Genomic DNA, 25,079 nt, shown 5'->3' on the forward strand with positions numbered 1-25,079 from the left:
TTACTTTTGTCAGTCAACCAGAATAAATCTTGTAAAGCGCGGAATCATTCCGCGCTTCTTCACTCTTTCCACTCCTTTCTCAGCAGCCCGTATAAATACATATCATGCCGTTTTCCATCGCGTTCCAGAAACTCTCTGTAGCAGCCTTCTATTCGAAATCCAAGGCTTTCATAAAGAGTCTTGGCTCTGGTATTATACGAAAATACTGTAAGCTGCAGCCTATACAGATTCAGTTCCCTGAAAGCATAGCGGATCAGGCATTGCATTGCTTCTTTTCCATATCCCTTTCCCCATTTGGTTTCATCTGCAATGGCTACGGTAACCCAGCCTGTTCTGTGCGGCCATAAAATACCGTTTATCTCTGCATAGCCAATTATTTCATTTCCTTCTTTTAACCTGAGCGAAAACCTGAAGGTGTCTTGCGGGCACTCATCAAGCCACTTCTTAATTTCTGTTTCCTTTTTAGGTTTTACCGGAAGAGCATCCAGATTTCTCATGATTTTTTCGTGCGCATGCCACTCGGTTATTTTTCTGATATCTTCGTCAATAAATGACCCGAGAATAATATTTTCCCCGATAATACCGTTTTGCTTAACACTTTATTCACTCCCTTTAAAGAAATTATTCAGGAGATGGAATCCACTGGATAAATAAAGAGCTCCCGAAGGAACTCTTTATTCGTACGTTTCCACAAATACTGTGGCTCCCATTCCGCCTCCGACACATAAAGAAGCTATTCCTTTATGGCCTCCTCTTCTCTTTAACTCATGAACAAGACTCACGACAAGACGGGCACCTGTACATCCAATAGGGTGTCCAAGGCTGATTCCGCTTCCATTAACATTTACTTTTTCCCGGTTTAAGCCAAGTTCTCTCTCAACCGCCAAATATTGTGCCGCAAAGGCCTCATTAACTTCAATCAAATCAGCTTCTTCAAGCGACCAATTGACACTGGCAAGAGCATTTTTAACTGCCGGAACAGGTCCTCTTCCCATTAATTTCGGATCCACTCCCGCAACAGAGAAGCCAGCAATCTTTGCCAGCGGCTTCAGTCCTCTTTCGAGAGCCAGCTCTTCCGGCATGAGGACCAGTGCTGCTCCGCCGTCATTCAGGCTGGATGAGTTTCCTGCCGTTACCGTTCCGCCCTTTCTAAAGACCGGCTTCAAGCTGCTCAGCTTTTCAGCTGTTAAGTCCGCACGCGGGTTTTCATCTTTTGCAACGGTTACTTCTCCTTTCCGGGTCTTCACAGTAATGGGAACGATCTGCGAATCAAAGTAACCGTTTTCAATTGCATGCAGGGCTCTATTATGGCTAAGCAATGCCACTTCATCTTGCTCTTCTCTTGTGATCGAATGAATTTCTGCCAGGTTTTCTGCTGTTTCCCCCATCATGATATGATGGATTGGATCTTCGAGAATCTCCCATACTGTGTCGGTTACCTGTCCATGCTGCATTCGGGCGCCCCAGCGATGCTGTTTTAATACATAAGGACTGGAGCTCATGGCTTCTACTCCTCCGGCAATCACGATATCTGACATGCCTGATGCAATCTGCAGGGCAGCGGAAATAATGGCCTGCATACCGGATGCACACTGTCTCTGGACTGTGAACCCTGTTGTTGTATCGTCAAAGCCTGCAAGCAATGCTGCTGTCCTTGCTGTGTTCGGTTCATCTGTACGCTGAATGCAGTGTCCCAAAATTACTTCATTCACGTCACTGCTCTTTAAGGCGCTTCTTTCGGCAGCCTCTTTTAGTACTGGAACAATCAAATCTGTCGGCAGAAGATCCTTAAAGGCTCCTCCAAAGGTCCCGACTGGTGTTCTTACTGCTGATGTTATTACAACATTTCTCATACTTTCCCACCCCTTTTACTATTAATATCTGATAAATGAGCACTCGCTCGGAATCAGGTTATTACATCATAATACCGCCATCTACATGCAGGACCGTGCCGTTCACATAATCAGATTCATCCGAAGCCAGAAACAGATATGCATTCGCAATATCTTCCGGTTTTCCCAGCCTGCCCAGCGGAACCATGCCCTGCATTTGGTCTATCACCTTTTCCGGCACTTTTGCGGTCATGCCTGTAGAGATAAATCCTGGGGCCACGGCATTAACGTTAATTCCTTTTCGGCCGAGTTCTTTTGCCCATGTTTTGGTCATTCCCACCACACCTGCTTTGGCTGCAGCGTAGTTTGTCTGTCCGACATTCCCATAAATTCCGGAAACAGAAGATGTATTGATAATTTTTCCCCTTCCCTGCTCCAGCATGAATGGAAGCACTGCTTGTGTACAATGGAAAACACCTGACAGATTCACATCCATAACGGCCTGAAAATCATCCGGGGATAACTTTGAAAGCATCCCGTCCCTGGTTATTCCGGCATTATTGATAAGGATGTCAATTTTCCCAAATTCCGCTTTTACAGCTTCCGCCATACTGTCTATGCTTTGCCTGTCAGCCACATTAACCTGAAAGAACTGTACATTTAATCCTTTTTCCTTGAGCTCTTGAGCCCTGGTTATTCCCATGTCCGCGTCATAATCTGCCATGGCTACTGCAGCTCCTTCACCTGCAAACCTTTCTGCTGCAGCGAGACCAATCCCATTGGCTGCACCTGTAATAATGGCGACTTTATCCTTAAGTCTCATTAATCGCACCTCCACAATATGTTCGAAAATTCCGACATTAAAAACTAAAATAATTCGGTAAGATGTACACCAGCTTTTATTCGACAAAGCCCGCAGATTCTCCTGTATCCCCTGCAATTATTCTTAAACGACGATTCCAGTCTTTCAAGGGAACTGTTGGGAATTACTTGAATCGGTTTAACCGCAGCCAAAAAAGGCTAAGAAATATAAAACAATAGACAGCAAATTGGAAAGGGGCATTTATCATGAAAGTTGTTTATGGATTGATGGCACAAAACGGAGACGCCCAGGAGCTGTTGTGGGACTTGGGATTTTGGGAAAGTGAAGAATCCGCAAAGGAATACTTAAAAGCCGAAATGGCCAATTCACGCGGAATTACCGTAGAGCCTATCAATATCAATGACGCTATCCCCGTTCACCCGGAAGAACTGGAAGAAGAAAGTATGGTTACCTGTTCTCTTTGCGGAATTGAATATAATCGTGAAGATGTGAATATGACTGATTATGATGAAAACGTGTGTGTAAACTGCGAACCTGAATATAGGGATAATCCTAATTTACATGTTATCTAAGATTAGCTCTTTCTGCAAAAATAAGGGACTCGAATATTCGAGTCCCTTATACTATAAGATCTGTTAGAATGACGCATCCATTTCATCAAGCGGCCAATAGCGCAGGTTTACTTTTCCTACAACCTGGCCGGCTGAAATAAAACCAAAATGCCTGCTGTCCCAGCTTCCGAGGCGATTATCTCCCATAACAAAAAGTTTGCCCTCCGGGACAGTTTCTGTGCCCGTCATCTCCAGCAGTGTAAAGTCACCTGTCAGTTTGCCTCCTGAGATTTCTTTCCGGTACTTATCCAAATAAGGCTCATCCACTTTCCTGCCATTAATAAATAATTCATCATTACGGTATGCAATTTCATCCCCAGGCATTCCAATTATTCTTTTTACAAAATCTTCTTCATCATTATGATGGAAAACAATTACGTCAAAGCGTTCTAAATCGCTGACCTGATAGCCGATTTTATTGACAATCAGCTTATTTCCATCCTGAAGGGTAGGCATCATGGATTCACCTTCGACAACGTAATTGGAGAAGAAAAAAGTCCGTATAAAAGCAAAGATGATAATGCCTATTGCAAAAGCCTTCAGCCATTCCGCTCCTTCTTTTCTCAATCCTTCCTTCACCATTCATCTCCCCTAGTACTTATGCATTCAATGCTTTTTATTCCCGCGTTCTTTTTCTACGCTCATATTCATCTTTATTTCAATAATTTTGCCGACATACCAAAGAATGAAAATGACCAGTGCAACAATAGCAGTCCGAATTGGCTGTGTTATTAATGATCTGATATCATATCCGACAAAGCTTATTGTAAAAATCATCACTATTTTTCCGGTCAGGACTGCCAGCATATATTGAGCGATACTGATATTCGAAAGACCAGCTACAATATTGACAACCGCTGAAGGTGTAAACGGAAAACAAAGCAGGATGAACAATGGTCCAAACCCATGCTTTTCAACCCATTTCATAAGCTTCTGTACCTGCTTATTTTTTTTCAAAAAACGGAGTATTCGTTTCTGGCCATATTTTCTGACCAGCAGGAAAACAATCAGTGCTCCTGCGACCGCTCCGACCCAGGAGTATAAAAATCCCAGCCAGAGACCAAATGCACTCGCATTTGCCATAACAAACAAAAACAAAGGCAGAAAGGGCAAAAATGCTTCTAGCATTGGAAGCAGAATACCCGGAAGAGGTCCAAATGAACGATACTCCCGGATTAAATCCATTATATTCTCTAATGTAAACCAATCTTTGAGCAGTTCAAAATCCATTAGTATCTCCTTGTCCACTATGCAGCAATACCTTAGTCGACTCGTTTTGGTAAATAAGTTTCCCCTAGTTTTACCATTTCCCTTTTTATTGTACACCTAATCCGGCAAAAACAGTGTTTCTAACTTTTTTATTTAGAAAGAAATTCATGGATTGCCGCTTTATTCGCCTCTTTATCTATGCCCAGAACCGCAGCACCATTAATTCTCTCGTTCTCAAATGTTCCATCAACAGGAACACGAAGAGTCTCTACATTCCTGTTATCCTTTGATAAGAAATCTTTTCCGATATACAGAATATCTCCCGTGTTCATATTGGTATTTACAAAAGGAGTTACCACCCCGATGAGTTTTGGAAGCTTCGTAATCGTCTGAAGGCTTGTAAACTGGCTTGCTACTTCTTTCATTACCTTCTGCTGGCGTTCTACTCTTCCAAAGTCCCCTACTGCATCTTGCCTGAACCTGACGTACCCAAGGAGATGCTCTCCATCAAGCCGCTGCAGGCCAGGTTCGAGTGTTACACCGATATTGGCAGACATTCTTTTTTCCACATCAATTTCTACTCCTCTGGGAAAAGCTTCATCAATTAAATGTACAAAGCCTTCAAAGTCAACAATGGAGTAATATTTGATATCTATATCGAAATTCTCTTTGAGCGTCTGCCTCAATAACTCAGGGCCTCCATAAGCAAGAGCAGAATTTATTCTGTTTTGCCCATGGCCAGGTATGTCCACATACATGTCTCTCATAAAAGAAATAAGCTTATATGTGCCCTTTTCAGGATGATACTGTGCAACCATTATGGTATCAGCCCTTGATTTCTCCTCTCCCCTTGCATCACTTCCAAGAATCAGGATATTTGTTCCGCCATATTTATCTTTTTCGCCGTTGAATTCAAACTCTTCTGTCTGTATGTTTGCTTCTCCTTCTGTCTGGGAAACACCTTGCTTAAACTGAAAATACGAATAGCCAAGGGTTCCTGCAATCAAGAGTAGCAGAATTAGGAGGACAGATCTCCACTTTCCTTTCTTTTTCTTCTTTTCATATCTATCTGATCTCATAAGTATAAGTCCTTTCTTTAAAGCTAATTATGGAGGGGTGTTAACACCTTCACCTATATTTGACTGCATAGTTCATTAAAAAGTTTCGATAGTTATGCTGGTATATCCTGTATACCTTATATTTTGCAGATGAATTGGATTCTTTGCAATTTATTTTAAATAGTTTCTTGCATAAAAAATGACATCATTGTTATATCGGCAAATTTTGTGTCCCTTTACAGCCTTATGAAAAAACCGCAAACCCGAAGGTCTGCGGTTTTTACCTCAAAGATATTCATCAAACCAGCCGGCTATATAGTTTAGGCGGCTGATTCGCAAATTTGGTTTTCCGCTTCTTGAAAGCTCATGATTGGCTTCAGGGAACCGGACAAATTTTGCTGTTTTCCTCCTATGCTTTAAAGAAATGAATAGTTGCTCTGCCTGTTCGATTGGACAGCGATAGTCTTTTTCACTGTGCAGAATCAGGAGTGGTGTATTTATGTCATTCACATAAGCAAGCGGAGAGTGTTTCCATAGTTTTTCTATATCATTCATGTCACTCTTGATTTGCCAATCAGTAAAATAGTAGCCGATATCACTTACTCCATAAAAGCTGATCCAGTTGGAAATGGAGCGCTGAGTGACAGCTGCCTTGAACCTGCTGGTGTGTCCAATAATCCAGTTGGTCATAAAGCCTCCATAGCTTCCTCCCGTTACGCCCAGCCGTTCTTTATCGATGAAATCGAAGTTTTCGAGCGCGTAATCGACCGCATCCATAATATCCTCATAATCCTTGCCTCCGTAATCTCCTCTGACAGCGTCTACAAAATGCTGGCCGTATCCATGGCTTCCCCGTGGATTGATAAACAGAACCGCATAGCCTTTTGCGGCGAGGCATTGGAATTCATGGAAATAAGAATTGGCATACATAGCATGAGGTCCGCCATGGATCTCAAGCACAAGCGGTGCTTTTTGGCCTTCTTTCAAATGGACTGGTTTCATGATCCAGCCATGGAGGTCCCACTCATCCGAAGATTTAAACTGAATGGGCTCTGCATCTGCCAGCTCCACTCCGCTCAGGAACTCTTCATTGACTTTTGTCAGCTGTTTTAATTCTCCTGTCGGAACATCAAGTAAAAATAATTCCCCTGGAGATGACGGCCTGCTGATGGCTACAACCGCTTTATTGATAGTTCCACCCGTGGTCAGTCCATATACATGCTGCTGATCCAGCAGGGCAGGATACAATTCCCCATCTAAAGAGCCATAATAAACAACTGTATTCCCATGATCAGTTGCCAGGAAATAAAAGCTTCTGCTGTCCTCTGCCCAAAGAACTCCCGGTGTTACTGCACCCTGCTGGAAATCTCCAATGGCATAATCACCAGCCAATATGTCCAATTCTGCAGTCAGGCACTGCAAATGCTCAGATTTGAGGTTATACACCCATACTTTGGTATGCGTAGCATTTTCGTATTCCCTTTCATGCCCGAACAATCCTATGTGTTTTCCGTCAGGGGACCATGCAGCGCTTCCGAAATATCCATTACCATTTGTAATCTTTTTCATGTCTTTTGTTTCAAGATGGATGATATACACATCGCTTAGAAAAGAAAAATCCTTATCTTCACTCAAATCTGCCGTAACAGCAACCCATTCCCCATCTGGGGACCAGTCCTGCAATTGGAAATCATGTTCTCCGGTTGTCAGCTGCTCCATCTCGCCAGTTTCTATATCTATTAAGGCAACCTGGCTGTACCTTCCGTTCCAAAAACCCTGAGCGTCAGATTTGTGCTTCATTTTATCTATCTCAATCGGTACTGGCTTTTCTTCCCTTTTTTCCTGATTTTCCAGTGTTTCTGCGGCTTCACCCTGTTTTAATGAAAGATTGAAGGCAAGTTTCTTTCCATCAGGGGACCAGACAGGATTTGAAGCACCATTTGCACAATGTGTCACCTGTCTGGCTTCTCCGCCTGCTTTGCTCATTATATAAATCTGTGACTTCCCGCCTCTGTCTGATACAAATGCAATTAACTCCCCATCTGGAGACCAGCGGGGTGAATGATTGCGGTGTTTGCCGTAAGTCCACTGAACAGGCTTATTGCTTTTTGCAGTATTTATGTAAAAAACATTTGAACTATATGTATTTTCTTCTTCAAGCATTCTGGTCTCGACAAAAGCCAAATCATATCCATTCCTGGAAAGCTGCGGATCAGCTGCAGATTTTAAATGATAAAGGTCTTCTGGTTTAATTGGTCTTTTTTTCGTCATTTATTTCATCCTTCCTAACTGTGTGTTCTACTTATTTCGACATCAGAAATAAAATCCCTTCCCAATTAGCTTTAGGCTGAAACTTTTTTTCATTATTGGAAATGATGAAGTATAACAGTATTTCGACAAATATAGGCTCTTGCAAGATAAAACATTCCTTTGTAAAATTGGATAAGAACATATGTTCTTTAACAAGGCAGGATACTATTATTTAAGGGGAGCAGAACAATATGACCAGAATTCCTGAGGAAGACCGTAATATCATGGAACAGGCTATTTATCTGCCAATGGTGCTGACGGTTTTAAATCGTGACTCCATTGTCATTAATAAAAGCCCGTTTAAACTAAAACAGCCTTATCTTGATTTGGTTGAAGAAACAATGAAGGTCATTCAAAGTGAACTCTCTGAGGTAAAACGCTATATGAATAAAAACCAGCTAAAGGTACAGGAAGTAAAGAGGGATGAGGCATTTACTATGTTTATGTTCCTGTATAAGGGATATGAGGAACACCATAATTACTTTAATCCCCGAATCCGCAATAAAGTTCAGGAGCTAATGACCTATTATCTTATTAAAAAACCTTTGCCGGGACCAGGGAAAAGCCGGAAAGCCAATTAAAATTTGCAATAAGAAAGCCTGCAGCTAATAAGGCAATATACTACGGAAAATAGAAGCATGAAACTCCGCATGCTTCTTGGTTGTCCTTCAATTCCAGCCCTTCTCTATTGGTAGGCTCCTTTTCTCTCCGAAGCATTCATTATTTTGGAACCATTCGCATAGTAATGTGACTTTCTCTCTGAATCTTCTATCCTTTTTGTCAATGTCGTTTTCAGCAGTGCTGTTCTGAGCACCTGGTTATTAAGGGTTGTATACGAGGCTGGAATTATAAAGCTTTGCTTGTTCTTAAACACTACTTGGGTTTGTGCATTCTCCGCCCGCTTGAAGTAATTGATGTGATCCAATGCAATCCACATACATTCCGGATTGCTTGGAGAAGCTGTCGGGAAAAAATAAATGAAATTCGTGGGGTCAATCGTTATCGGAGCTTTATGGGTGAAGCCGGTTAATTGGCGTGTACCCTCTTTTCTTCCTTCATAGCTTGAACCAAAATATTTGCAGCTGCTTTTAATTATTTCAATCGGCTTAAAGGGAGAAGTTACTTCATCATCAAGCTCCCAGATTTGCGAATAAACTTTTATCCCATAAGAGAGAGGTTTAATAATCATCGTATTTGGATTGATTTCATATTCTTCGATTATTTGAATATTTTGGGTCATACGTTTTCATCTCCTTTTCTTTTTCGTTCTCACTTTTTCCATATTAACACCAATTTATCAAAAAATTACAAATTTGTTCAATAGTTTTGAAATTGTTCACATTTTCGACATTCCGAAAATATTTTCTAAAAATTTAAAAAATTTAGTTGAATATTCAAAGGTAATTCCATATAATATTAAAAAGCTCAGGGGTGATTTCCATGAAGGAAAAATCATACACCGACTTAATGAAAACGAGTGGATCGAAGCGGAAAAACCTTAAGGAATCTTTTGTACTGGATCTTTACCTTGAAATGCTTATTTCAGAGATCCTGCTCAATAATGAAAGAGAAAAGCTGATGAAAAAAGTAGACGCGGCGATTGATGAAGGAAATAAACCGGCATTTATGCATTTTTCGAAGCAATACAAAGAACTTTCCAAGCGTTTTGGCACTTAAAAAGCAGTTTGCCCCCGCCAACCAGCGGGGTATTTTATTTTTAGTCAGGAAGGCGGGGAATAATGAACAGCAGGCATTTATTTTTAATGGGCGGAAGCCCTCCATTCGGGCAAAGGTTAGGAAAAATGTTTACAGAGCTTGCCTGCGGCTCGGATGGCAAAATAGCAATACTCTTTTTGGAAAGGGATGGCTGGGAGATGTATATGAATAAGTATACTTCTGCCTTAGTTCCTAATGGAGCCAGGAATTTCTGCTATCTCCCGCTTTCCTCTGGCCCAGCAGAATCTTATCTTCAAGAATTAATGTCCTGTTCCGGCATCATTATTGGAGGCGGTGACACAGAAAATTACAGAAAATTCATTGTGGATAGTGAAACCGGAGAATGCATTAGAAAGATGTATATGAATGGTATTCCAGTAGCAGGCTTTTCGGCAGGCGCCCTGATCATTCCGGAACATTGCATCATTCCCCCTATTGATAACCTTAAAAGACAGCACCTCTTTTTGAAAGGGCTCGGGTTAATCAGGAATTGCGCCATCAGTGTCCATTTTACCAAGTGGAATGAACGGGAAAATCTCAAGGCAGCGGCAGGAAAAGTCAATGCAGCGATCGGTTATGGAATTGACGATGATGCAGGCGTCTATTTTCACAATGAAATTCAGGCTGACGATGAAGGAAACATACATATTTATAAAAATGAAACTTAAAAAAGCAAGCCGTTTGGCCTGCTTTTTTAGTTATAATGAGCAAATCATTCCTCTGCCTGCTTCCGTTCTTTCTGCCTCTGTTCCATTTCAAATTCTTCCAGCATGGAAATCCGCTCAAGCATCGTTGGATGCCCATACCGGAATACTTTCACAAAAAGCGGCGGATTTACCTGGCTTAAGCCAGCCCGGGTCAGCTCCTGAAATGTTTCTATTGCGGCTTTTGAATCCTTTGTCATTTCAATGGCATAGCGGTCTGCTCTTGTTTCCTGATACCGTGAAACAAGATTGGAAAGAGGGCTTGAAATAAAGAGCAGCATGGAAAGGATCATCAAAAACAGCGGGAGGGAACGTATATCATTTACTGCAGGAATTTTTAGCGCCCTTCCCCATTTATCTACTGCTTTTTCCATTAGTTTAGCTGTCAAATACAGCCCCAGCAGAGAAAGCAGCAAGTATCCTCCAATTCCGATGTAAATATGCTTCTCCACATAGTGGGCCATTTCATGTGCCATTATAAACAGAATTTGATCTTCAGTTAATTTATTCAGAGTTGTGTCCCAAAGAACAATTCTTGAATTTGAGCCGATCCCTGTTACATATGCATTCAACGCATTCGTTTTCTCGGCCATATCGACCTCAAAGACATGTTCAGCCGGTATTTTAGCCTGATTGGCCAAATTAAGAATTTTCGTTTCAAGTTCCTTATCTTTTAAAGGATAAAAATCATTATAAAGAGGGTCAATGACAACCGGCTGCAGAAACATCATAAATAAGGTAAATGGAACTGATAATAGCCATGCGTAAAGCCACCATCTTTTCCTGCTCTTATTAATCAACCAGTAAAGAACAGACACGATAAGAAGCATCATTCCATAATTAACCCAAAAATCAATGAGTTCATCCTTCATCCACCCACTGAAGCTCTGAGTGGAGATATTATACGTTTTTGAAAGCGAAAAGCTGATATAGCTTAATGGCATCGTGGCAATAAAGGCGAAAAAAGAAAGCCAAATCAAATAGATTGCCGTTTGCAGGAATTTATATGGCGCAGTCTGTTCCGCCCACTTTTTGAAAGCCTTTGATAAGCCAAATAAAAGAATAAATAAATAAAATATCCATTCAAAAGGTGTAGAAATAAAAAACAGCAGGTTTCTTATTTTAGAATATTCCTCACTGAGCATCAGTTCCCTGCCGTTCAGGAAAGTTGCCGGATCTGCCCGTGACCCTTCATACTCAAAGGGCAGACTGGTGTCAGCAAAATAGAATAGATACCAATAAAAAAATAAACCGTATACGAAAAAGGCCAGGGCCCCATAAAAACCTAATTTCCGCGCCATCCAATTCCCCTCCTATGGTACAACCTTTCTATATTTAGTTTAGTATAAAAATCTGTAAATAGAACTCATTTGATGGGACAATCATTTCTTTCTATTCCAGCAGGTCTATTGAAAAAGCCGGTTCAAGAAGGAACCGGCTAAAGAACATCCATCATTATCTTTTCTAAAACAAGAAAGAATATACAGATAACACAGCGATCGATCCCAGCACAACGACAATTACATTTGCTCCTAAAAAGGCTGCCAGAAAAGCAGCAGCTGCACCGAGCAGACCAAACCAAATATCTTCATTTATAAACAGAATACCCGGAAAAATGAGTGCCCCTAATGTCGCATAAGGCACATTCTTTAATATCCCCTGAACAAAGCCGGGAAGCTCCTTCCCTTTAAAAAGCACAAAAGGCAGCAGCCTTGGGATATAAGTAACTGCTGCCATTCCAACAATCATCCACACAATATGGCTACTCATGCTCCTGCCCCCTGCTCCTGTTTTTTACACTTTCAATCCATTCCACTATTACAGCCGATAAAAGCGTGGCCACTACAATTGCCCAGCCTGTCGATAGCGTATTAGTCAAAGTGAAAATCGTGTTAAAACACGCTGCAAGTGCGGCAAGAAAAACAACTTTTAAACTCTTTTTCATAGACGGAACGAGAAGGCCGACAAACATGGCATAAAGAGCAACAGACATGCTTTCCTGCAAGGTCTGTGGAAGGCTCGCCCCAATAAGATGCCCAAGTCCCGAACAAGTGACCCAGCTTGCATAGGAAACTGATATGAGCCCAAGCATATACCCGCTTGTTACCTTTTCTTCACGCACAGCGGCAACTGAAAAGGTTTCATCTGTAATCCCAAATGCTAAAATCACCTTGTTGGCTGCCTGTTCATCTTCCCACTTTTCATTAAGAGAGGTAGACATCAAAAAGTGCCTGATATTCACTATAAAAGTTGTTAGGACAATTTCAAATATGCCTGTCCCAAGTGTAAGCAGGCTCAGGGATATGTACTGTGCTGCCCCGGCAAATACCAGTAAACTCATTAAAACTGTTTCCCCAATTGTAAGGCCGGTTGTTTTGGCAAGCAGCCCAAATGTTAAAGCAATGGGTGCATATCCTATCGCGATGCTGATTCCCGCCTGCACCCCTTTTCTAACTTCACCGGAAGGCTTGCCGACTGCAAGTTCTGCCATGATGCTCACCGCCTAAAAAATATAATAAAAGGTTCTAAAAATTATACTATAATAGACTTAAAATTAGAAGAATATGTTATTGGATAAATGCCGCTTGAACAAAAAATCCGAACAAGGCAAAAACCTTGTCCGGTCCACACGTCTAAATAAGAATCGCCTTGTCGCTGTTCATTTTCTCTCCGCGGATTTTCTGGAATTCCTCCAGCAGTTTTTCCACTGTCAAATCTTTCTTCTCTTCCTCATTTGTTTCAAAAATGATCTGGCCTTTATCCATCATGATCAGCCTATTTCCCAGGTCAAGAGCCTGCTGCATATTGTGGGTTACCATTAATGTGGTAAGATTATATTTTTCCACAATCTCTTTCGTGAGGCTGGTAATTAATTCTGCACGAGCCGGGTCCAAGGCAGCGGTATGTTCGTCCAAAAGTAATATTTTAGGCTCTGTGAATGTCGCCATCAGCAGGGAGAGCGCCTGCCGTTCTCCACCTGACAGCAATCCAACTTTTGCTGAAAGTCTATTTTCCAATCCCAGATGAAGCATTTCCAGATGACTCTGGAAAAAGTCACGCCGTTTCCTGGAAACCCCTTTGCGAAGTCCGCGCGCCGCAGTTCTCGCATAAGCAATGGCCAGATTTTCCTCTATCGTCATAGCAGGGGCTGTTCCAGCCATCGGATCCTGGAAAACACGTCCAATCAGCCTGGATCTTTTATGTTCCTTAACGAGAGTGACATCCTTTCCATCAACCAGCACTTCTCCCATATCAGGAACCAATTTGCCAGAAATCATATTCATAAGAGTCGATTTTCCCGCTCCATTACTGCCGATAACCGTCATGAAGTCCCCTGGTTTCAGGTGAAGATGGATTTTGTGGAGAGCTGTTTTTTCATCTGGTGTTCCTTCATTAAACACTTTATGAATCTGATTTAATTGCAGCAAATTGTTCACCACTTTTCCCATAAGCATTCGTTTTTTTCGCTTCTGCCAATCTCCTGCGCTTTCTCTGCTTCTCCTTCTGCTGCTGAAAAAGCTTGGGCAGAATCAGCGCACCAATCACGATTACTGCAGTGATCAGCTTCATATCTCCTGTTTCAAGGAATTCCACTCTCAATGCAAGAGTTACGATAATCCGATATAGAATGGCTCCTCCGATGACAGCCAGTGTAGCTCTGACAATTGTTTTTGCACCGAAAATTGCTTCTCCGATGATTACGGATGCAAGCCCGATGATGATCATCCCGATTCCCATTCCGACATCACTGAATCCGTTATACTGTGCCACTAAGGCTCCTGAAAATGCCACCAGTGCGTTTGAAATACCCAAGCCGGCTATCTTCAGGAGGTCTGTGTCAGCAGAAAAGCTGCGGATCATCGTCTCATTGTCTCCTGTCGCCCGTATAGCCAATCCAATATCTGTCTTTAAAAACAGATCAATCAGTACCTTAACAGCAAATGCCAAAACCAGCATAAGAAATAGAATCCCCCAGGTTTTAGGAACAAAACTCATTCCCAGTGCCCCAAACAGGCTTTGGATAGCCTGATCAATCCCAAGCCCCTGCCAGAATGCTGTAAGCTTTGTGATGGCCGTTTCCTCAGACAGCAGAGGAACATTTGACTTGCCCATAATCCGGAGATTGATAGAATATAATGCAATCATCATTAAAATACCTGACAGCAGGGCATTTATCTTGCCTTTTGTATGGAGCAGCCCAGTGAAGCAGCCGGCGACAAAGCCTGCAAGCATAGCTGCCATTGTTGCCAAAAAAGGATTGTATCCTCCTACTATCATGACAGCTGCTACAGATGCACCCGTTACAAAGCTTCCATCCACCGTCAGATCGGGGAAATCTAAAATTCTGAATGAGAGGTAAACGCCCAGCGCCATTAAGGCATATATCGCACCTGCTTCAATGGAGCCAAAGATGGCAGTTGGCATAGTAATCTTCCTTTCTTTTAGAAAAAGCTCTAATAATTTACTGACACTACTCCACAAACTCAGCTAGCCCGTTCCAACCCTCTTTTAAGTCAATACCCATTTCTTCTGCAGCCTTTTTATTGATTACCAGCTTTAGATTCTGCGGATATTGGACAGGCAGTTCGGATGGCTTCTTGCCTTCTTTTAGGATTTTTGCCGCCATTTCCCCGGCTTCATATCCAATATCTTCATAGTCAAATCCGTAAGCAGCAAAGCCCCCGCGTTTAACAGAATCCAGCTCTCCCACGAAAAGCGGGATATCATTGTCGTTTGAAACCTGAATGACGGATTCCAAAGCGGAAACGACTGTATTATCCGTAATAATATAGATGGCATCTGCTTTTCCGACAAGTGATTCAGCAGCCTGCTTCACTTCGGAAGAATTGGATACGGTAGCTTCGGCCAATTTCATATCTGTACCTGACAGTGCTTCCTTCACCTTTTCAATCTGCACCTCTGAATTTTGTTCTCCGGAATTGTAAATAACACCCACCGTTTCGGCCTCAAACTGTTCATCTATAAATTTAACCATGTTGGGTATCGCATCAGGATGCGCATCTGTTGTTCCAGTTATATTTCCTTCTGGAGATTCTATTGATTTTACTAATTGTGCTCCCACTGGATCAGTTACTGAAGTAAATACAATTGGTATATCCTTCGTTGCATTGAGTGCACTTAATGCACTGGGGGTAGAGTTGGCAAAGATCAGGTCTACTCCATCTCCGGCAAAATTATTGGCAATGGATTGATTATTATTCTGGTCCCCCTGCGCAATCTGGACATCATAGCTTGCTTCAATGCCTGAATCCTCTAATGCCTTTTTAAAACCTTCCAGTGCCGCATCTAACGAAGGATGCTCGACAATCTGAGTAACTCCTATATTGATTGACTCTCCCTTTTCTTTATCCGCAGAGCCGTCTTCCCCATTTGTACTTTCACTTCCGCAGCCGCTTAGCAGTAAAGTTCCTATAAGACCTGCCGCAGCTATAGCTTTAAATGTTTTTACTCTCTCTAACATACTGGTTGAGCCCCCTTTTATCTCTATCCTTTCACTTTATTACTTTTATGCTTTTATGCTTTTATTCACTAAATTATATAGTCAATAGCTGTACGATTCAAGAGATTTTTTAACAATTTTCAAAAAATTAATTATATTAATAAAAAAACACCGCCAAAAATGCTGCGGTGTCTCATAATGCTTATTTATTTTATTTCCCTTTAAACTCAGGTTTTCTTTTTTCGGCAAAAGCTGAAAGTGCTTCAACTCTATCTTCCGTCGGGATAATAACTTCGTATGCCTTTCTTTCAATCTGCAGCCCGGTCTGCAAATCAACGCCCATGCCATGCTTTACAGCAAATTTAGCCTGCTGAAGGGCAAGTGGTCCATTGTTAAGCATTTGTCCGGCAAATTCAAAACAATCATTTAAGAGATTATCCTTTTCAGCCACTTTAGTAAGGATGCCGTAAGCAAGTGCTTCTTCAGAAGTTAGCCTTTTTGCAGTCAAAATTAATTCAAGGGCTTTAGCCTGGCCAATCAGTCTTGGCAGCCTCTGTGTGCCGCCTGCACCAGGTATGATGGCTAAGCTTGTTTCTGTGAGTCCCATGGAAGTGCCGGAAACTGCAATGCGGAAGTCGCAGGATAGTGCCAATTCCATCCCGCCACCGAACGCAAAACCGTTTATAGCAGCGATAGTAGGCTGCGGAAGCTGATCAACCAGGGAGAATACCTCACCTATTTTATATACATTTCTGCGTACTTCCACGTCAGTTAGTGTCCTGCGCTCTTTAAGATCCGCTCCGACGCTGAAAGCTTTTTCTCCAGCCCCTGTAAAAATAACAACACGAACATCAGGACTGGTGCGCAGTTTTTCAACTGATTCCTGGAGCTCCGACAAAGTTTCATAATTAAAAGCATTCATTGCATCAGGGCGGTTAATCGTCACTACCGCAATATGACCTTTTTTTTCAACTGCAATAGAACTCATATGTATCTCTCCTCTTTCTTTTGCTATCTAATAATTCGATAAATTTCGCGAAAACCCTTTCAGATTTAGCTATTCAAATGAAGAATAGAAAAGGACAGACAAATGCCATGCCTGCCCTTAAAAGCCTATTTAGCCTGAAGAACCTGATTCTTCAATGCCCTTCGTAAGATTTTGCCAGTTGTATTCTTTGGAAGCTCCTCTAAAAATTCGATCGATGAAGGCACTTTATATCTGGCCAGATGCTCTGCACAGTATGCAAGCAGCAATTCTTCTGTCAGCTGGGGATTATTTGTTACTACATAACACTTTACCGCTTCACCCAGATTCGGGTCAGGCACGCCCAATACAGCAGCTTCTACAACCTGCCCGTGATTATAAAGCACCTCTTCTACTTCCCGCGGATACACATTATAGCCGCCGACTAAAATAAGATCCTTTTTACGGTCAACGATATAAAAATAGCCTTCCTCATCCCTTTTTGCAAGGTCCCCTGTATAAAGCCAGCCATCACGGATTGTGGCGGCGGTTTCTTCCGGCAGCTTGTAGTACCCCTTCATTACGTTTGGCCCGCGTACGATCAATTCACCAACTTCGCCTACAGAAACTTCCTCGCCCAATTCATTTACGACTTTATTCTCAACGTTCATAATGGATTGTCCGATCGATCCTGCTTTACGCGGTTTATCAAGCGGATTGAAGCATGTAACCGGAGAAGCTTCTGAAAGACCGTATCCTTCCGAAACAATAACATTGAATTTCTTCTCAAAACCATGGAGAAGCGCAACCGGCATGGCAGCACCACCTGATATGCACAGCCTTAATGATTTCAGATCTTCCGGATTGCCATCTTCATATTGAAGAAGGAAATTGTACATAGTCGGAACCCCGGCAAAAACAGTAGGTTCATATTTTTTGGCTAGCCTGAAAATCTCTTTCGGGCTGAATTTTGGATCTATTAAAATGGTAGCCCCATTCATCAGAGGTGCATTGAGAGCAACCGTTAAACAGAACACATGGAACATAGGCAGAGTAGTAATAACCCGGTCATTCTCATTCATGTGTAAATAGTCACTGACATCCTTTGCATTGCTGTAGAGGTTTTTATGTGTAAGCATGGCACCTTTTGGCTTTCCTGTCGTACCGGATGTATATAGGATAACGGCTGTTTCATCTTCTTCGAGTTCAGGGCCTTTAAACCCAATATCTCCTGAAGCAATTAATTGTGTAAACGATTTCATTTTTGAAAAAGCAGATAATGCAGCCAGATTCTGTTCTGAAGCTTGTCCCTGGGGTGTTTCACAAATAATATAGTTTTCCACCTTTGGAAGCGCCTGATGCATCTTCTCAATTAACGGCACTAATAGATCAAGCGTGACAACCGCTTTTACATCACCATTATTTACAATGTAGCCGATTTCATCAGGTGTATAAATTGGGTTGATCGGTATAACAGTTGCTCCAAGCCGCAATGCTCCATGCAGGCCGATGACAAAATGCGGTGAATTCCCCAGTAAAAGAGCAATATGATCTCCTTTTTTCACTCCCAGCTTTGAAAGCCCATCCGCAAATTTGGTTACAGCACCATCAAGCTCCGCGTACGTACTGGACTGATCCATAAAATAATAGGCAGTCTTATCGCCCATCTTAATCGCCGTTTCATGCAGCTGCTCTGTTAAATTCATTTACACTCCCCCTATAATGAATGAATAGTCATTCATTTTTATTAAATAAATTTTCTAAATATATTATATTGAAAGAAATTTTTGTATTCAAGTAGGAAAGCGAATCTTTCACAATTTCTTTTTTCAGAGTGACTGGCTCGCAAGACCTTATATAAGAATAAGAAAAGCCGGCATTATGCCAGCTCTCTCTTATTAATACACCAGGTTGACAAATTCTTCTTTCGTCACATTTCCGAAATAATGCTTAATTTCCACTTCTTCGAGAGCCTTTTCAATCTCTGACTTTTCATAGCGAATTCCTGTCAGCTTGTTTTCTATTTCACTAACATCGCCAACCCCAAAGAAGTCCCCGTATATTTTGCATCCCTCAATTTTTCCTTTTGTGACATTAAGTCTGATGTCAATTTGACCAACAGGGAAGCGATGAGAATGCTGAAGATCAAATTTAGGTGATCTTCCATAGTTCCAATCCCAGTTTTGATAACGCTCCCTGGACAGCTGGTGAATTCGTTCCCAGTCCTCATCCGTAAGCTTGTACTCCGGAATTTCATCTAAATCTCCAAAAATATTTTTTAGAAGCAAAGTGCGAAATTCTTCAATCGTGATTTTTTCACCCAGGAACTCCGAGATATTAGCAACCCGGCTTCGAATTGATTTAATGCCCTTTGATTCAATTTTATCTTTTTTTACCTTAAGCGCTGAAACAACACTTTCAATTTCGGAATCAAACAAGAGGGTGCCATGGCTAAACATTCTCCCTTTGGTGGAAAACTGGGCATTCCCGGATATTTTTCTTCCTTCTGCCATCAGATCATTCCGGCCGCTTAATTCAGCATTCACACCAAGCTTCTGCAAAGCTTCTGTAACTGGTTCGGTAAACTTTTGGAAGTTGTGAAAGCTATCACCATCATCTTTTGTAATAAAACTGAAGTTGAGATTGCCTAAATCATGATAAACGGCCCCACCTCCAGATAGCCTTCTGACAACATGTATGCCATTATCCTCAACGTATTCCGTATTAATCTCTTCCACCGTATTCTGGTTTTTTCCGATAATAATGGAAGGTTCATTAATATAAAACAGCAAATAGGTTTCTTCAATATCAAGATTCTTTAGTGCATATTCCTCAATAGCAAGGTTAATTCTGGGATCTGTGATTCCCTGGTTGTCGATAAATAGCATCAGTTTTCCTCCTTAAAAAATATGAGACCATTGGTAATCGGCTATAGAAATAGGACCGGCATATTTAGTCGCTGCCTCCTCCTTCAGCTTTCGAAGTTCACCATAATGAGGCAAATGTGTCAGCAGCAGATTATTCACCTTTGCAATGCTTGCCAATGTTCCAGCATCCAGGCTTGTCATATGCCCTGCATTTTTCCCGTTCTGATGACCATAAAAATTACACTCGCAAACTAATAGATCAGCATTTTCGCTAAATGCCACCAGCTCTTCTTTATAAGAAGTATCTGCCGTGTAAACAAGTGATTTGCCGTCTGCTTCAATTCTCATTGCATAACATGGCACAGGATGATTGGTTTTCATAAAGCGGATTTGAAATGGCCCTGCTGTGAGAGTGCCTTCAGGATCATAGGCAACTCCTTTTGTAATATCCTTATATGTAAGTTTGGCAAATTCAGGCTGGTCGAAAGAATGTCCATAAATCGGGAGTGCAGCTGTTTTCTTGCCCAGGAAGCCCTGAATGAGCCTTGCATGCTGCAGCACTCCTATATCCGCAATATGATCTGGATGGTAATGCGAGATAATCAGCCCATCTAAGTCTTCTGGCTGAAAAAAATTCTGCATTTTTGAAAGCACGCCGCTTCCGCAGTCGACCAGCAAATGAAATCCTTCATGCTCAAGCAAATACCCGGAACTGGCCCCATTTGCTTTAGGATATCCGCCCCAGCTGCCGATTACAGTTAACTTCATCACAAATTCCCTCCTACTATAACTGGATAACCTGGTTTTCCTATGTCCAATATACTCGATTATGCCTATTTTTTCACTTTTTTAAAATTGTATTGAAACAGATGTTGACATGAAATTTCTGTTATAATACAATGAACTTAAATAATCAAACTATTTAGAACAAAAACACAAATCAGGAGGCTTCAATATGATTCAAAACATTATGGAGTTTTTTAGAAACCTGCCGGCAAAGCAATGTTCAGAATGCGGGAAGTCGATCGACGAACAGCATGAATGCTACGGAAACAAGTGCGAAAAATGCATGGGAATGACAGATTTATAGAATAATATATTTAAAGCCAGCCCACACAGGGCTGGCTTTGCTTTTATTTGGTCTGCTCTGCAGCAGCTGCAAATTTTTTCTTGTGCATGGCAGTAAAGTAGACAAAGGATCCTGCAATGAACAAGGCTCCAAAGCTCAGGAGAATTGCCGCATTCTCCCACATAAAATCAAAATTGCCGCTTGAAATGACTGCCTTAAAACCGGAAACTGAATAGGTCATAGGCAAATATGAACTGATTGGCTGAAGTGCATTAGGAATCAGCTCAAGCGGAAAAGTACCGGCACTCGTTGTCAGCTGGAGTATTAAAATAATAATTGCAACAAACCGGCCTGGGTCACCCATGACAGTAACAAAGAATTGAATAAGCGCTATGAAAGTCAAACTGGTCAGGATTGTAAACAGAAGAAACAATGGTACACTCTGCACTTCCAGGCCAAGTCCCAGCAATAGGATCACCGCTGCAATAAGACCTTGAATAATGCCTATTCCTGCAAGGATTCCGAACTTGCTTGCAAACCAGCTGAATCCTGAGCGCGGAACGCCAGCCGGTTCCCTAAGCGGGAATACAATGGAAAGCAGCAGAGCTCCAACAAAAAGACCAAGAGACAGAAAATAAGGTGCAAATCCTGTACCGTAGTTTGGAACTTCAGTAACCTTCTCATTATCTATTTCTACCGGATTTGCCATCATGTTATAAGTTTTATCACTGGCATTTACTGATGAAGCATTTTCAGCGCCATCAGCTAATTTATTTGCTAACTCAGACGATCCTTCATAAATTTGTGAATTACCCTCAGCAACTTTGCCTGCACCAGCTTCAAGCTGCTTCGAGCCGTCTGCAAATGCAGCTGAACCTTGTGTCAGTTTGCCAAGACCGCCTGACAAATCTGCTGCACCGCCTGCAAGCCTTTCTGCTCCGGCCTGTGCTTCACCAAACTTCTGAGCAAATGTTTCCATTCCCGCATCGAAATCTTTATGGCCCTGTACCAGCTTAAGAGAGCCATTTTCCAGCTCGGCTGTTCCCTGGGCAAGCTGATTTATTCCCTGCTGGAGCTGCTGCTGTCCTGCCTTTAACTGCCCCATTCTTTGGGACAATTCGGCTCCTCCACTAGATAGTTTGCCGGCTGATTCGGCAAGCTGGGCTGATCCGGTTTTCAGCTGTGCAAGTGCAGTCTGAAGCTCAGCCTTTTCAGGAGAACCTTCTGGAAGCTGCGATAAGATGCTCTGCAGCCTTTGTTCTAAAAGAGCAGTGCCTCCGCTGAGTTTTTGCGCTTCCGTCTGCCATTGCTCCAGAGATGAAGATAATGTGTTTGCTCCATTTTCAAGCTGTTCGGTTCCATCGATCATAACTGGAAGTTTTTCTTTTACCGTTAAGATTCCTTCTTTTGTTTGTGTAACACCTGCAGAAAGATCTTCACTTCCTGACTCTAGCTGACCAGAAGCATTTCTCAATTCCGATTGGCCTCCTGCAAGTTTGCCTAAACCTTCTGAAAGAGATGTAGCTCCTTCTGCTATTTCCATAGAACCCTTGCTTGCTGTGCTTACGCCGTTATTGAACTCAATGGATTTATCGGCCAAAAGCTCAAGTTTCTCATGCAAGGTTCTGGAGCCGTCCTTTAGATCAGCTGCTCCTTCACTGATTTGAAGGGCACCATCACTTGCCTGTCCAATGCCATCTGCAAGTTCCCCTACCTTATCAAACATGGTTTCTGCATATGTTTCAGTTACTTTTTCTGACAGTGACGCTTTAATTTTTTCAACAGCTGTCCCGCCAATTTGAGCAGACAAGAAATTATAGCTCTCATTTGGAACGTAAATCAGATTCATTTTCTGCGGTTTGTCTTCCAGCAGAGTGGTAGCATTCTTGGAAAAGTCCTTAGGAATTTCAACCAGCATATAGTATTGCTGATCATTTAGATCCTTGTATGCCTCTTCTTTATCAACAAATTGAAAGTTAAAGTCCTTGCTTTCCTTTAAATTATCAACAAGATCATTGCCCAGGTGCAATTCATTTCCTTCCAATACAGCACCGGCATCTTCATTAACGATGGCAACCGGGAGATCATCTAAATGATCGTATGGATCCCAGAATGCCCACAGGAACATTCCACTGTATAAAACCGGAATAAACATGACTGCTATAATCGGAATCAGTAGCTTTTTGTTTTTTATTATGGCTGAAAACTCCTTAAGGAAAAGTTTGCTTTTCACCGTAAATCCCTCCAAATTACTTTTTGACCAATTTTCTCATTTGGTCATTTTTCTGAAAAATAGAGGACTATCTAGTTCGATAATCCTTTCATAATGTATTGTTCAAATAGAAGAGCTATTTTTTCTTTTTCCAGTGGTTCATGACGCTGTTCCCAATCAAAAATAAGTGCAATATAAAGCTTAAGCATGACAAAGGAAGTCAGTTCCGGATCGCATTCCCGGATTTCTCCTCTTTCAATGGCAAGTGTAACTTTATCTTTTACATATTTAATTATCGCATCCTCCACTTTCCCAATCACCTCCGTAACAGCAGGAGTGCCCATTTCCTTTGCTTCCTGGAAAAGCTTTATTGTCAGCTGATGCTTCATGCGGAATTCAAGTATTTTATACAATCCCCGATGAACATTTTTGTGAAATGGCAAAGAAGGATCAAGCGCTTCATCGGCTGCATTTTTCATTTCCGTGATAAGCGTATGGATAATTTCATCAAACAGCTCTTCTTTATTTTTAAAGAAATTATAGATAGTGCCTTTTCCAACATTCGCAAGCTTTGCAACCTGATCCATTGTGGTTGCTTTATAGCCGAAAAGAGAAAATGATTTTGTGGCTGCTTCAAGAATCTGCTGTTTCCGATCTGCTGACATAAACTCACCTCTTCGAAAATGACTAAATGAACAATTTGGTCATTAGTACAAAAAATAATTTATCATACTCTATTTGAAAAAGCAACCTGAAATGATGCCAATTTAAAAAGCTGTCACACACGGACAGCTTTTGGCTTGTTGAGTTGCAGGTATTCTAATGTATTTCGAACTGCTTCTTCTGCCTGATCTATGCAGTCTGGAACACCAAGACCTTCATACGAACTTCCTGCCAGAAAAATGCCCGGGAGTTCATCCTGCGCCTGTTTCTTTGCCAGTCCGACGCGTTCTTTATGTCCAACGGTATACTGAGGCATAGAATCCTTCCATCTTGTTACATAACTAAATTCAGGATTCATATTAATATTCATCGTTTTATTTAAGTCATCAAGCACAACTTTAACAATTTGATCATCTGACAGATCCACAACTGCTTCATCACCGGCTTTGCCAACGTAACAGCGCAGAAGCACTTTTCCTTTTGGGGTAGAATGAGGCCATTTTTTATGTGTCCAGGTACAGGCAGTAATGGTGTAATCACTGTGGCGTGAAACAACAAAACCCGTTCCGTCTATATCCTTTTCAATCGCATCCTCTGGAAAAGCCAGAGCTACAGTTGCCACTGAAGTGGACGGCATTTCTTTAAACTGCTCAAAAAGTCCCCGGCCGGAGAAAATGCTGCACAAAGCATGGTGGGGAACAGCCATAACTATGCAATCTGCATTAAGGCTTTCTCCCCCATTCATTTCAAGGGTATAGCTTTCGCCATTCTTAATAACCGATTCAATGCGATGGCCTTTCAGAACAGTCCCGGGTTCAAGCTTGCTCTCGAGAGCATCGACAAGTGATTGAAGCCCTGATTTCAAAGTAAGGAACATACCTTCTTTGCTCTTGCTGTTTCCGGCTTGTTTCGGCTGAGAGCCTGTTGCCTTTTTCATTCCAAGAATTAAACTTCTATGTTTCTGCTCAACCTGATAAAACTGCGGGAAGGTGGCCATTAGGCTCAATTGATCAATATCGCCTGCATATATGCCAGAGAGAAGCGGTTCAATCAAGTTATCGACAACTTCGTCACCAAGCCTTCTTCTGAAAAAGGCACCAAGAGACTGATCAGTGGAAGGATTGGAGCGAGGCAGCACAAAATCAGCCGCTGCTCTTGCCTTTCCTGCGGGAGAGAATAAGCCGGTTGTAATAAAAGGAGCAATTTGTGTCGGAATTCCCATGATGGATCCGCCAGGCATTGGATATAGACGCTGCCTTACAAGTACATAGGATTTGCCGGATGTATTCCTCACAAGTTCCTTTTCCAGGCCTGCTTCCCTGGCAAGACGCGTTGCACTTTGCTTGCGGGCCAAAAAGGAATCTGGCCCTCTTTCGATCACAAAACCGTCTCGTATTATTGTTTGAATCTTGCCCCCAAGGCGATGTGAAGCCTCTATGAGCTTAACGTCCAGAGCCAAGCCCTTTTCTTTAGCTTCCTTCTGCAGATAGTAAGCTGCAGCAAGACCCGTAATTCCTCCTCCGGCAACAATAACTTTCTGTCTCTCTCCCTGCACGGTAAATCGCCTTCTTTTCTAATTT

At 42.0% G+C, this 25,079-nt stretch carries 26 protein-coding genes; 5 read left to right on the forward strand and 21 right to left on the reverse strand.

Annotation, left to right across the window (positions count from 1 at the left end; all coding sequences use genetic code 11):
* Window positions 1-59: 59 nt before the first annotated feature.
* From LLY41_RS17220 to fabG, 3 genes are all read right to left on the reverse strand, one after another.
* The gene (locus LLY41_RS17220) at window positions 60-581 is read right to left on the reverse strand and encodes a GNAT family N-acetyltransferase (RefSeq protein WP_304588052.1); all 522 of its coding nucleotides are present in this window, start codon (window positions 579-581) and stop codon (window positions 60-62) included.
* Window positions 582-674: 93 nt separating this feature from the next.
* The gene (locus LLY41_RS17225) at window positions 675-1,853 is read right to left on the reverse strand and encodes a thiolase family protein (RefSeq protein WP_304585958.1); all 1,179 of its coding nucleotides are present in this window, start codon (window positions 1,851-1,853) and stop codon (window positions 675-677) included.
* 61 nt (window positions 1,854-1,914) lie between these two features.
* Window positions 1,915-2,655: a 3-oxoacyl-ACP reductase FabG gene (gene fabG, locus LLY41_RS17230; protein WP_095243856.1), complete on the reverse strand. Its 741-nt coding sequence runs from the start codon at window positions 2,653-2,655 to the stop codon at window positions 1,915-1,917.
* Window positions 2,656-2,900: 245 nt separating this feature from the next.
* Between fabG and LLY41_RS17235 the strand changes: the two genes are divergently transcribed.
* A complete protein-coding gene (locus tag LLY41_RS17235) occupies window positions 2,901-3,227 on the forward strand; it encodes a hypothetical protein (protein WP_095243855.1) in 327 nt (108 codons plus the stop codon).
* Between the two features lie 63 nt (window positions 3,228-3,290).
* Here the strand turns inward: LLY41_RS17235 and lepB are convergent, their stop codons facing one another.
* From lepB to LLY41_RS17255, 4 genes are all read right to left on the reverse strand, one after another.
* A complete protein-coding gene (gene lepB / locus LLY41_RS17240; protein ID WP_095243884.1) occupies window positions 3,291-3,845 on the reverse strand; it encodes a signal peptidase I in 555 nt (184 codons plus the stop codon).
* Window positions 3,846-3,872: 27 nt separating this feature from the next.
* Window positions 3,873-4,496, reverse strand: a complete 624-nt coding sequence (locus tag LLY41_RS17245) for a TVP38/TMEM64 family protein (RefSeq protein ID WP_095243854.1) — start codon at window positions 4,494-4,496, stop codon at window positions 3,873-3,875.
* Between the two features lie 128 nt (window positions 4,497-4,624).
* Window positions 4,625-5,554 (reverse strand): LCP family protein, encoded by a 930-nt coding sequence (locus LLY41_RS17250; RefSeq protein ID WP_179288978.1) that lies wholly within the window; start codon window positions 5,552-5,554, stop codon window positions 4,625-4,627.
* A gap of 264 nt (window positions 5,555-5,818) precedes the next feature.
* A complete protein-coding gene (locus LLY41_RS17255; protein ID WP_304585959.1) occupies window positions 5,819-7,804 on the reverse strand; it encodes a S9 family peptidase in 1,986 nt (661 codons plus the stop codon).
* A 230-nt stretch (window positions 7,805-8,034) separates the two neighbouring features.
* Between LLY41_RS17255 and LLY41_RS17260 the strand changes: the two genes are divergently transcribed.
* Window positions 8,035-8,424, forward strand: a complete 390-nt coding sequence (locus LLY41_RS17260) for a YhjD family protein (protein WP_095243851.1) — start codon at window positions 8,035-8,037, stop codon at window positions 8,422-8,424.
* A gap of 104 nt (window positions 8,425-8,528) precedes the next feature.
* Here LLY41_RS17260 and LLY41_RS17265 read toward each other — a convergent pair whose 3' ends face one another.
* A complete protein-coding gene (locus tag LLY41_RS17265) occupies window positions 8,529-9,083 on the reverse strand; it encodes a competence protein ComK (RefSeq protein WP_095243850.1) in 555 nt (184 codons plus the stop codon).
* 200 nt (window positions 9,084-9,283) lie between these two features.
* Between LLY41_RS17265 and LLY41_RS17270 the strand changes: the two genes are divergently transcribed.
* Together LLY41_RS17270 and LLY41_RS17275 are read left to right on the forward strand one after the other, a co-directional pair.
* The gene (locus LLY41_RS17270) at window positions 9,284-9,520 is read left to right on the forward strand and encodes an IDEAL domain-containing protein (protein WP_095243849.1); all 237 of its coding nucleotides are present in this window, start codon (window positions 9,284-9,286) and stop codon (window positions 9,518-9,520) included.
* Between the two features lie 62 nt (window positions 9,521-9,582).
* Window positions 9,583-10,227, forward strand: a complete 645-nt coding sequence (locus LLY41_RS17275) for a Type 1 glutamine amidotransferase-like domain-containing protein (protein ID WP_095243848.1) — start codon at window positions 9,583-9,585, stop codon at window positions 10,225-10,227.
* A gap of 44 nt (window positions 10,228-10,271) precedes the next feature.
* Here LLY41_RS17275 and LLY41_RS17280 read toward each other — a convergent pair whose 3' ends face one another.
* From LLY41_RS17280 to LLY41_RS17325, 10 genes are all read right to left on the reverse strand, one after another.
* Window positions 10,272-11,564 carry a M48 family metallopeptidase gene (locus tag LLY41_RS17280; protein WP_304585960.1) on the reverse strand — a complete coding sequence of 431 codons (1,293 nt, stop codon included), beginning with the start codon at window positions 11,562-11,564 and terminating at the stop codon, window positions 10,272-10,274.
* Window positions 11,565-11,727: 163 nt separating this feature from the next.
* Entirely contained in the window at window positions 11,728-12,033 is a 306-nt protein-coding gene (locus LLY41_RS17285; RefSeq protein ID WP_009331384.1) for an AzlD domain-containing protein, read from the reverse strand.
* Window positions 12,026-12,754 (reverse strand): AzlC family ABC transporter permease, encoded by a 729-nt coding sequence (locus LLY41_RS17290; protein WP_304585961.1) that lies wholly within the window; start codon window positions 12,752-12,754, stop codon window positions 12,026-12,028. Before LLY41_RS17290 ends, LLY41_RS17285 begins: the two co-directional genes overlap by 8 nt.
* 142 nt (window positions 12,755-12,896) lie before the next feature.
* A complete protein-coding gene (locus tag LLY41_RS17295) occupies window positions 12,897-13,691 on the reverse strand; it encodes an ABC transporter ATP-binding protein (protein WP_095243883.1) in 795 nt (264 codons plus the stop codon).
* A complete protein-coding gene (locus LLY41_RS17300) occupies window positions 13,666-14,688 on the reverse strand; it encodes an ABC transporter permease (RefSeq protein ID WP_095243845.1) in 1,023 nt (340 codons plus the stop codon). The genes LLY41_RS17295 and LLY41_RS17300 overlap by 26 nt, the downstream gene beginning before the upstream one ends.
* Before the next feature lie 46 nt (window positions 14,689-14,734).
* Window positions 14,735-15,745 carry an ABC transporter substrate-binding protein gene (locus tag LLY41_RS17305; RefSeq protein ID WP_095243844.1) on the reverse strand — a complete coding sequence of 337 codons (1,011 nt, stop codon included), beginning with the start codon at window positions 15,743-15,745 and terminating at the stop codon, window positions 14,735-14,737.
* Window positions 15,746-15,935: 190 nt separating this feature from the next.
* On the reverse strand, window positions 15,936-16,712 hold the full coding sequence (locus tag LLY41_RS17310; RefSeq protein WP_095243843.1) for an enoyl-CoA hydratase-related protein: 777 nt from the start codon (window positions 16,710-16,712) through the stop codon (window positions 15,936-15,938).
* A gap of 125 nt (window positions 16,713-16,837) precedes the next feature.
* Window positions 16,838-18,394 carry a fatty acid--CoA ligase family protein gene (locus LLY41_RS17315; protein ID WP_095243842.1) on the reverse strand — a complete coding sequence of 519 codons (1,557 nt, stop codon included), beginning with the start codon at window positions 18,392-18,394 and terminating at the stop codon, window positions 16,838-16,840.
* A gap of 192 nt (window positions 18,395-18,586) precedes the next feature.
* Window positions 18,587-19,576, reverse strand: coding sequence for a lipoate--protein ligase (locus tag LLY41_RS17320; RefSeq protein ID WP_095243841.1), 990 nt, complete (start codon window positions 19,574-19,576; stop codon window positions 18,587-18,589).
* A 12-nt stretch (window positions 19,577-19,588) separates the two neighbouring features.
* Window positions 19,589-20,323 (reverse strand): MBL fold metallo-hydrolase, encoded by a 735-nt coding sequence (locus LLY41_RS17325; RefSeq protein WP_095243840.1) that lies wholly within the window; start codon window positions 20,321-20,323, stop codon window positions 19,589-19,591.
* Between the two features lie 187 nt (window positions 20,324-20,510).
* On the opposite strand from LLY41_RS17325, the gene yhfH reads away from it, so the two are divergent.
* Window positions 20,511-20,645, forward strand: a complete 135-nt coding sequence (gene yhfH / locus LLY41_RS17330; protein WP_095243839.1) for a protein YhfH — start codon at window positions 20,511-20,513, stop codon at window positions 20,643-20,645.
* Between the two features lie 43 nt (window positions 20,646-20,688).
* Here yhfH and LLY41_RS17335 read toward each other — a convergent pair whose 3' ends face one another.
* The 3 genes from LLY41_RS17335 to hemY all read right to left on the reverse strand — a co-directional run bounded on the left by LLY41_RS17335 (window position 20,689) and on the right by hemY (window position 25,054).
* On the reverse strand, window positions 20,689-22,857 hold the full coding sequence (locus tag LLY41_RS17335) for a YhgE/Pip domain-containing protein (protein ID WP_095243838.1): 2,169 nt from the start codon (window positions 22,855-22,857) through the stop codon (window positions 20,689-20,691).
* Window positions 22,858-22,928: 71 nt separating this feature from the next.
* Window positions 22,929-23,501, reverse strand: a complete 573-nt coding sequence (locus LLY41_RS17340; RefSeq protein ID WP_095243837.1) for a TetR/AcrR family transcriptional regulator — start codon at window positions 23,499-23,501, stop codon at window positions 22,929-22,931.
* Between the two features lie 113 nt (window positions 23,502-23,614).
* Window positions 23,615-25,054 carry a protoporphyrinogen oxidase gene (gene hemY / locus LLY41_RS17345; protein ID WP_095243836.1) on the reverse strand — a complete coding sequence of 480 codons (1,440 nt, stop codon included), beginning with the start codon at window positions 25,052-25,054 and terminating at the stop codon, window positions 23,615-23,617.
* Window positions 25,055-25,079 lie beyond the last annotated feature (25 nt).

The sequence above is a fragment of the Cytobacillus firmus genome (assembly GCF_023612095.1).
Taxonomy (GTDB): domain Bacteria; phylum Bacillota; class Bacilli; order Bacillales; family Cytobacillaceae; genus Cytobacillus.

Excerpts from the sequence above, each read along its gene's own strand:
- LLY41_RS17225 (WP_304585958.1), bottom strand. The coding sequence starts at position 1,853 with ATGAGAAATGTTGTAATAACATCAGCAGTAAGAACACCAGTCGGGACC.
- fabG (WP_095243856.1), bottom strand. The coding sequence starts at position 2,655 with ATGAGACTTAAGGATAAAGTCGCCATTATTACAGGTGCAGCCAATGGG.
- LLY41_RS17235 (WP_095243855.1), top strand. The coding sequence starts at position 2,901 with ATGAAAGTTGTTTATGGATTGATGGCACAAAACGGAGACGCCCAGGAG.
- LLY41_RS17245 (WP_095243854.1), bottom strand. The coding sequence starts at position 4,496 with ATGGATTTTGAACTGCTCAAAGATTGGTTTACATTAGAGAATATAATG.
- LLY41_RS17250 (WP_179288978.1), bottom strand. The coding sequence starts at position 5,554 with ATGAGATCAGATAGATATGAAAAGAAGAAAAAGAAAGGAAAGTGGAGA.
- LLY41_RS17255 (WP_304585959.1), bottom strand. The coding sequence starts at position 7,804 with ATGACGAAAAAAAGACCAATTAAACCAGAAGACCTTTATCATTTAAAA.
- LLY41_RS17260 (WP_095243851.1), top strand. The coding sequence starts at position 8,035 with ATGACCAGAATTCCTGAGGAAGACCGTAATATCATGGAACAGGCTATT.
- LLY41_RS17265 (WP_095243850.1), bottom strand. The coding sequence starts at position 9,083 with ATGACCCAAAATATTCAAATAATCGAAGAATATGAAATCAATCCAAAT.
- LLY41_RS17270 (WP_095243849.1), top strand. The coding sequence starts at position 9,284 with ATGAAGGAAAAATCATACACCGACTTAATGAAAACGAGTGGATCGAAG.
- LLY41_RS17275 (WP_095243848.1), top strand. The coding sequence starts at position 9,583 with ATGAACAGCAGGCATTTATTTTTAATGGGCGGAAGCCCTCCATTCGGG.
- LLY41_RS17280 (WP_304585960.1), bottom strand. The coding sequence starts at position 11,564 with ATGGCGCGGAAATTAGGTTTTTATGGGGCCCTGGCCTTTTTCGTATAC.
- LLY41_RS17285 (WP_009331384.1), bottom strand. The coding sequence starts at position 12,033 with ATGAGTAGCCATATTGTGTGGATGATTGTTGGAATGGCAGCAGTTACT.
- LLY41_RS17290 (WP_304585961.1), bottom strand. The coding sequence starts at position 12,754 with ATGGCAGAACTTGCAGTCGGCAAGCCTTCCGGTGAAGTTAGAAAAGGG.
- LLY41_RS17300 (WP_095243845.1), bottom strand. The coding sequence starts at position 14,688 with ATGCCAACTGCCATCTTTGGCTCCATTGAAGCAGGTGCGATATATGCC.
- LLY41_RS17305 (WP_095243844.1), bottom strand. The coding sequence starts at position 15,745 with ATGTTAGAGAGAGTAAAAACATTTAAAGCTATAGCTGCGGCAGGTCTT.
- LLY41_RS17310 (WP_095243843.1), bottom strand. The coding sequence starts at position 16,712 with ATGAGTTCTATTGCAGTTGAAAAAAAAGGTCATATTGCGGTAGTGACG.
- LLY41_RS17315 (WP_095243842.1), bottom strand. The coding sequence starts at position 18,394 with ATGAATTTAACAGAGCAGCTGCATGAAACGGCGATTAAGATGGGCGAT.
- LLY41_RS17320 (WP_095243841.1), bottom strand. The coding sequence starts at position 19,576 with ATGCTATTTATCGACAACCAGGGAATCACAGATCCCAGAATTAACCTT.
- LLY41_RS17325 (WP_095243840.1), bottom strand. The coding sequence starts at position 20,323 with ATGAAGTTAACTGTAATCGGCAGCTGGGGCGGATATCCTAAAGCAAAT.
- yhfH (WP_095243839.1), top strand. The coding sequence starts at position 20,511 with ATGATTCAAAACATTATGGAGTTTTTTAGAAACCTGCCGGCAAAGCAA.
- LLY41_RS17340 (WP_095243837.1), bottom strand. The coding sequence starts at position 23,501 with ATGTCAGCAGATCGGAAACAGCAGATTCTTGAAGCAGCCACAAAATCA.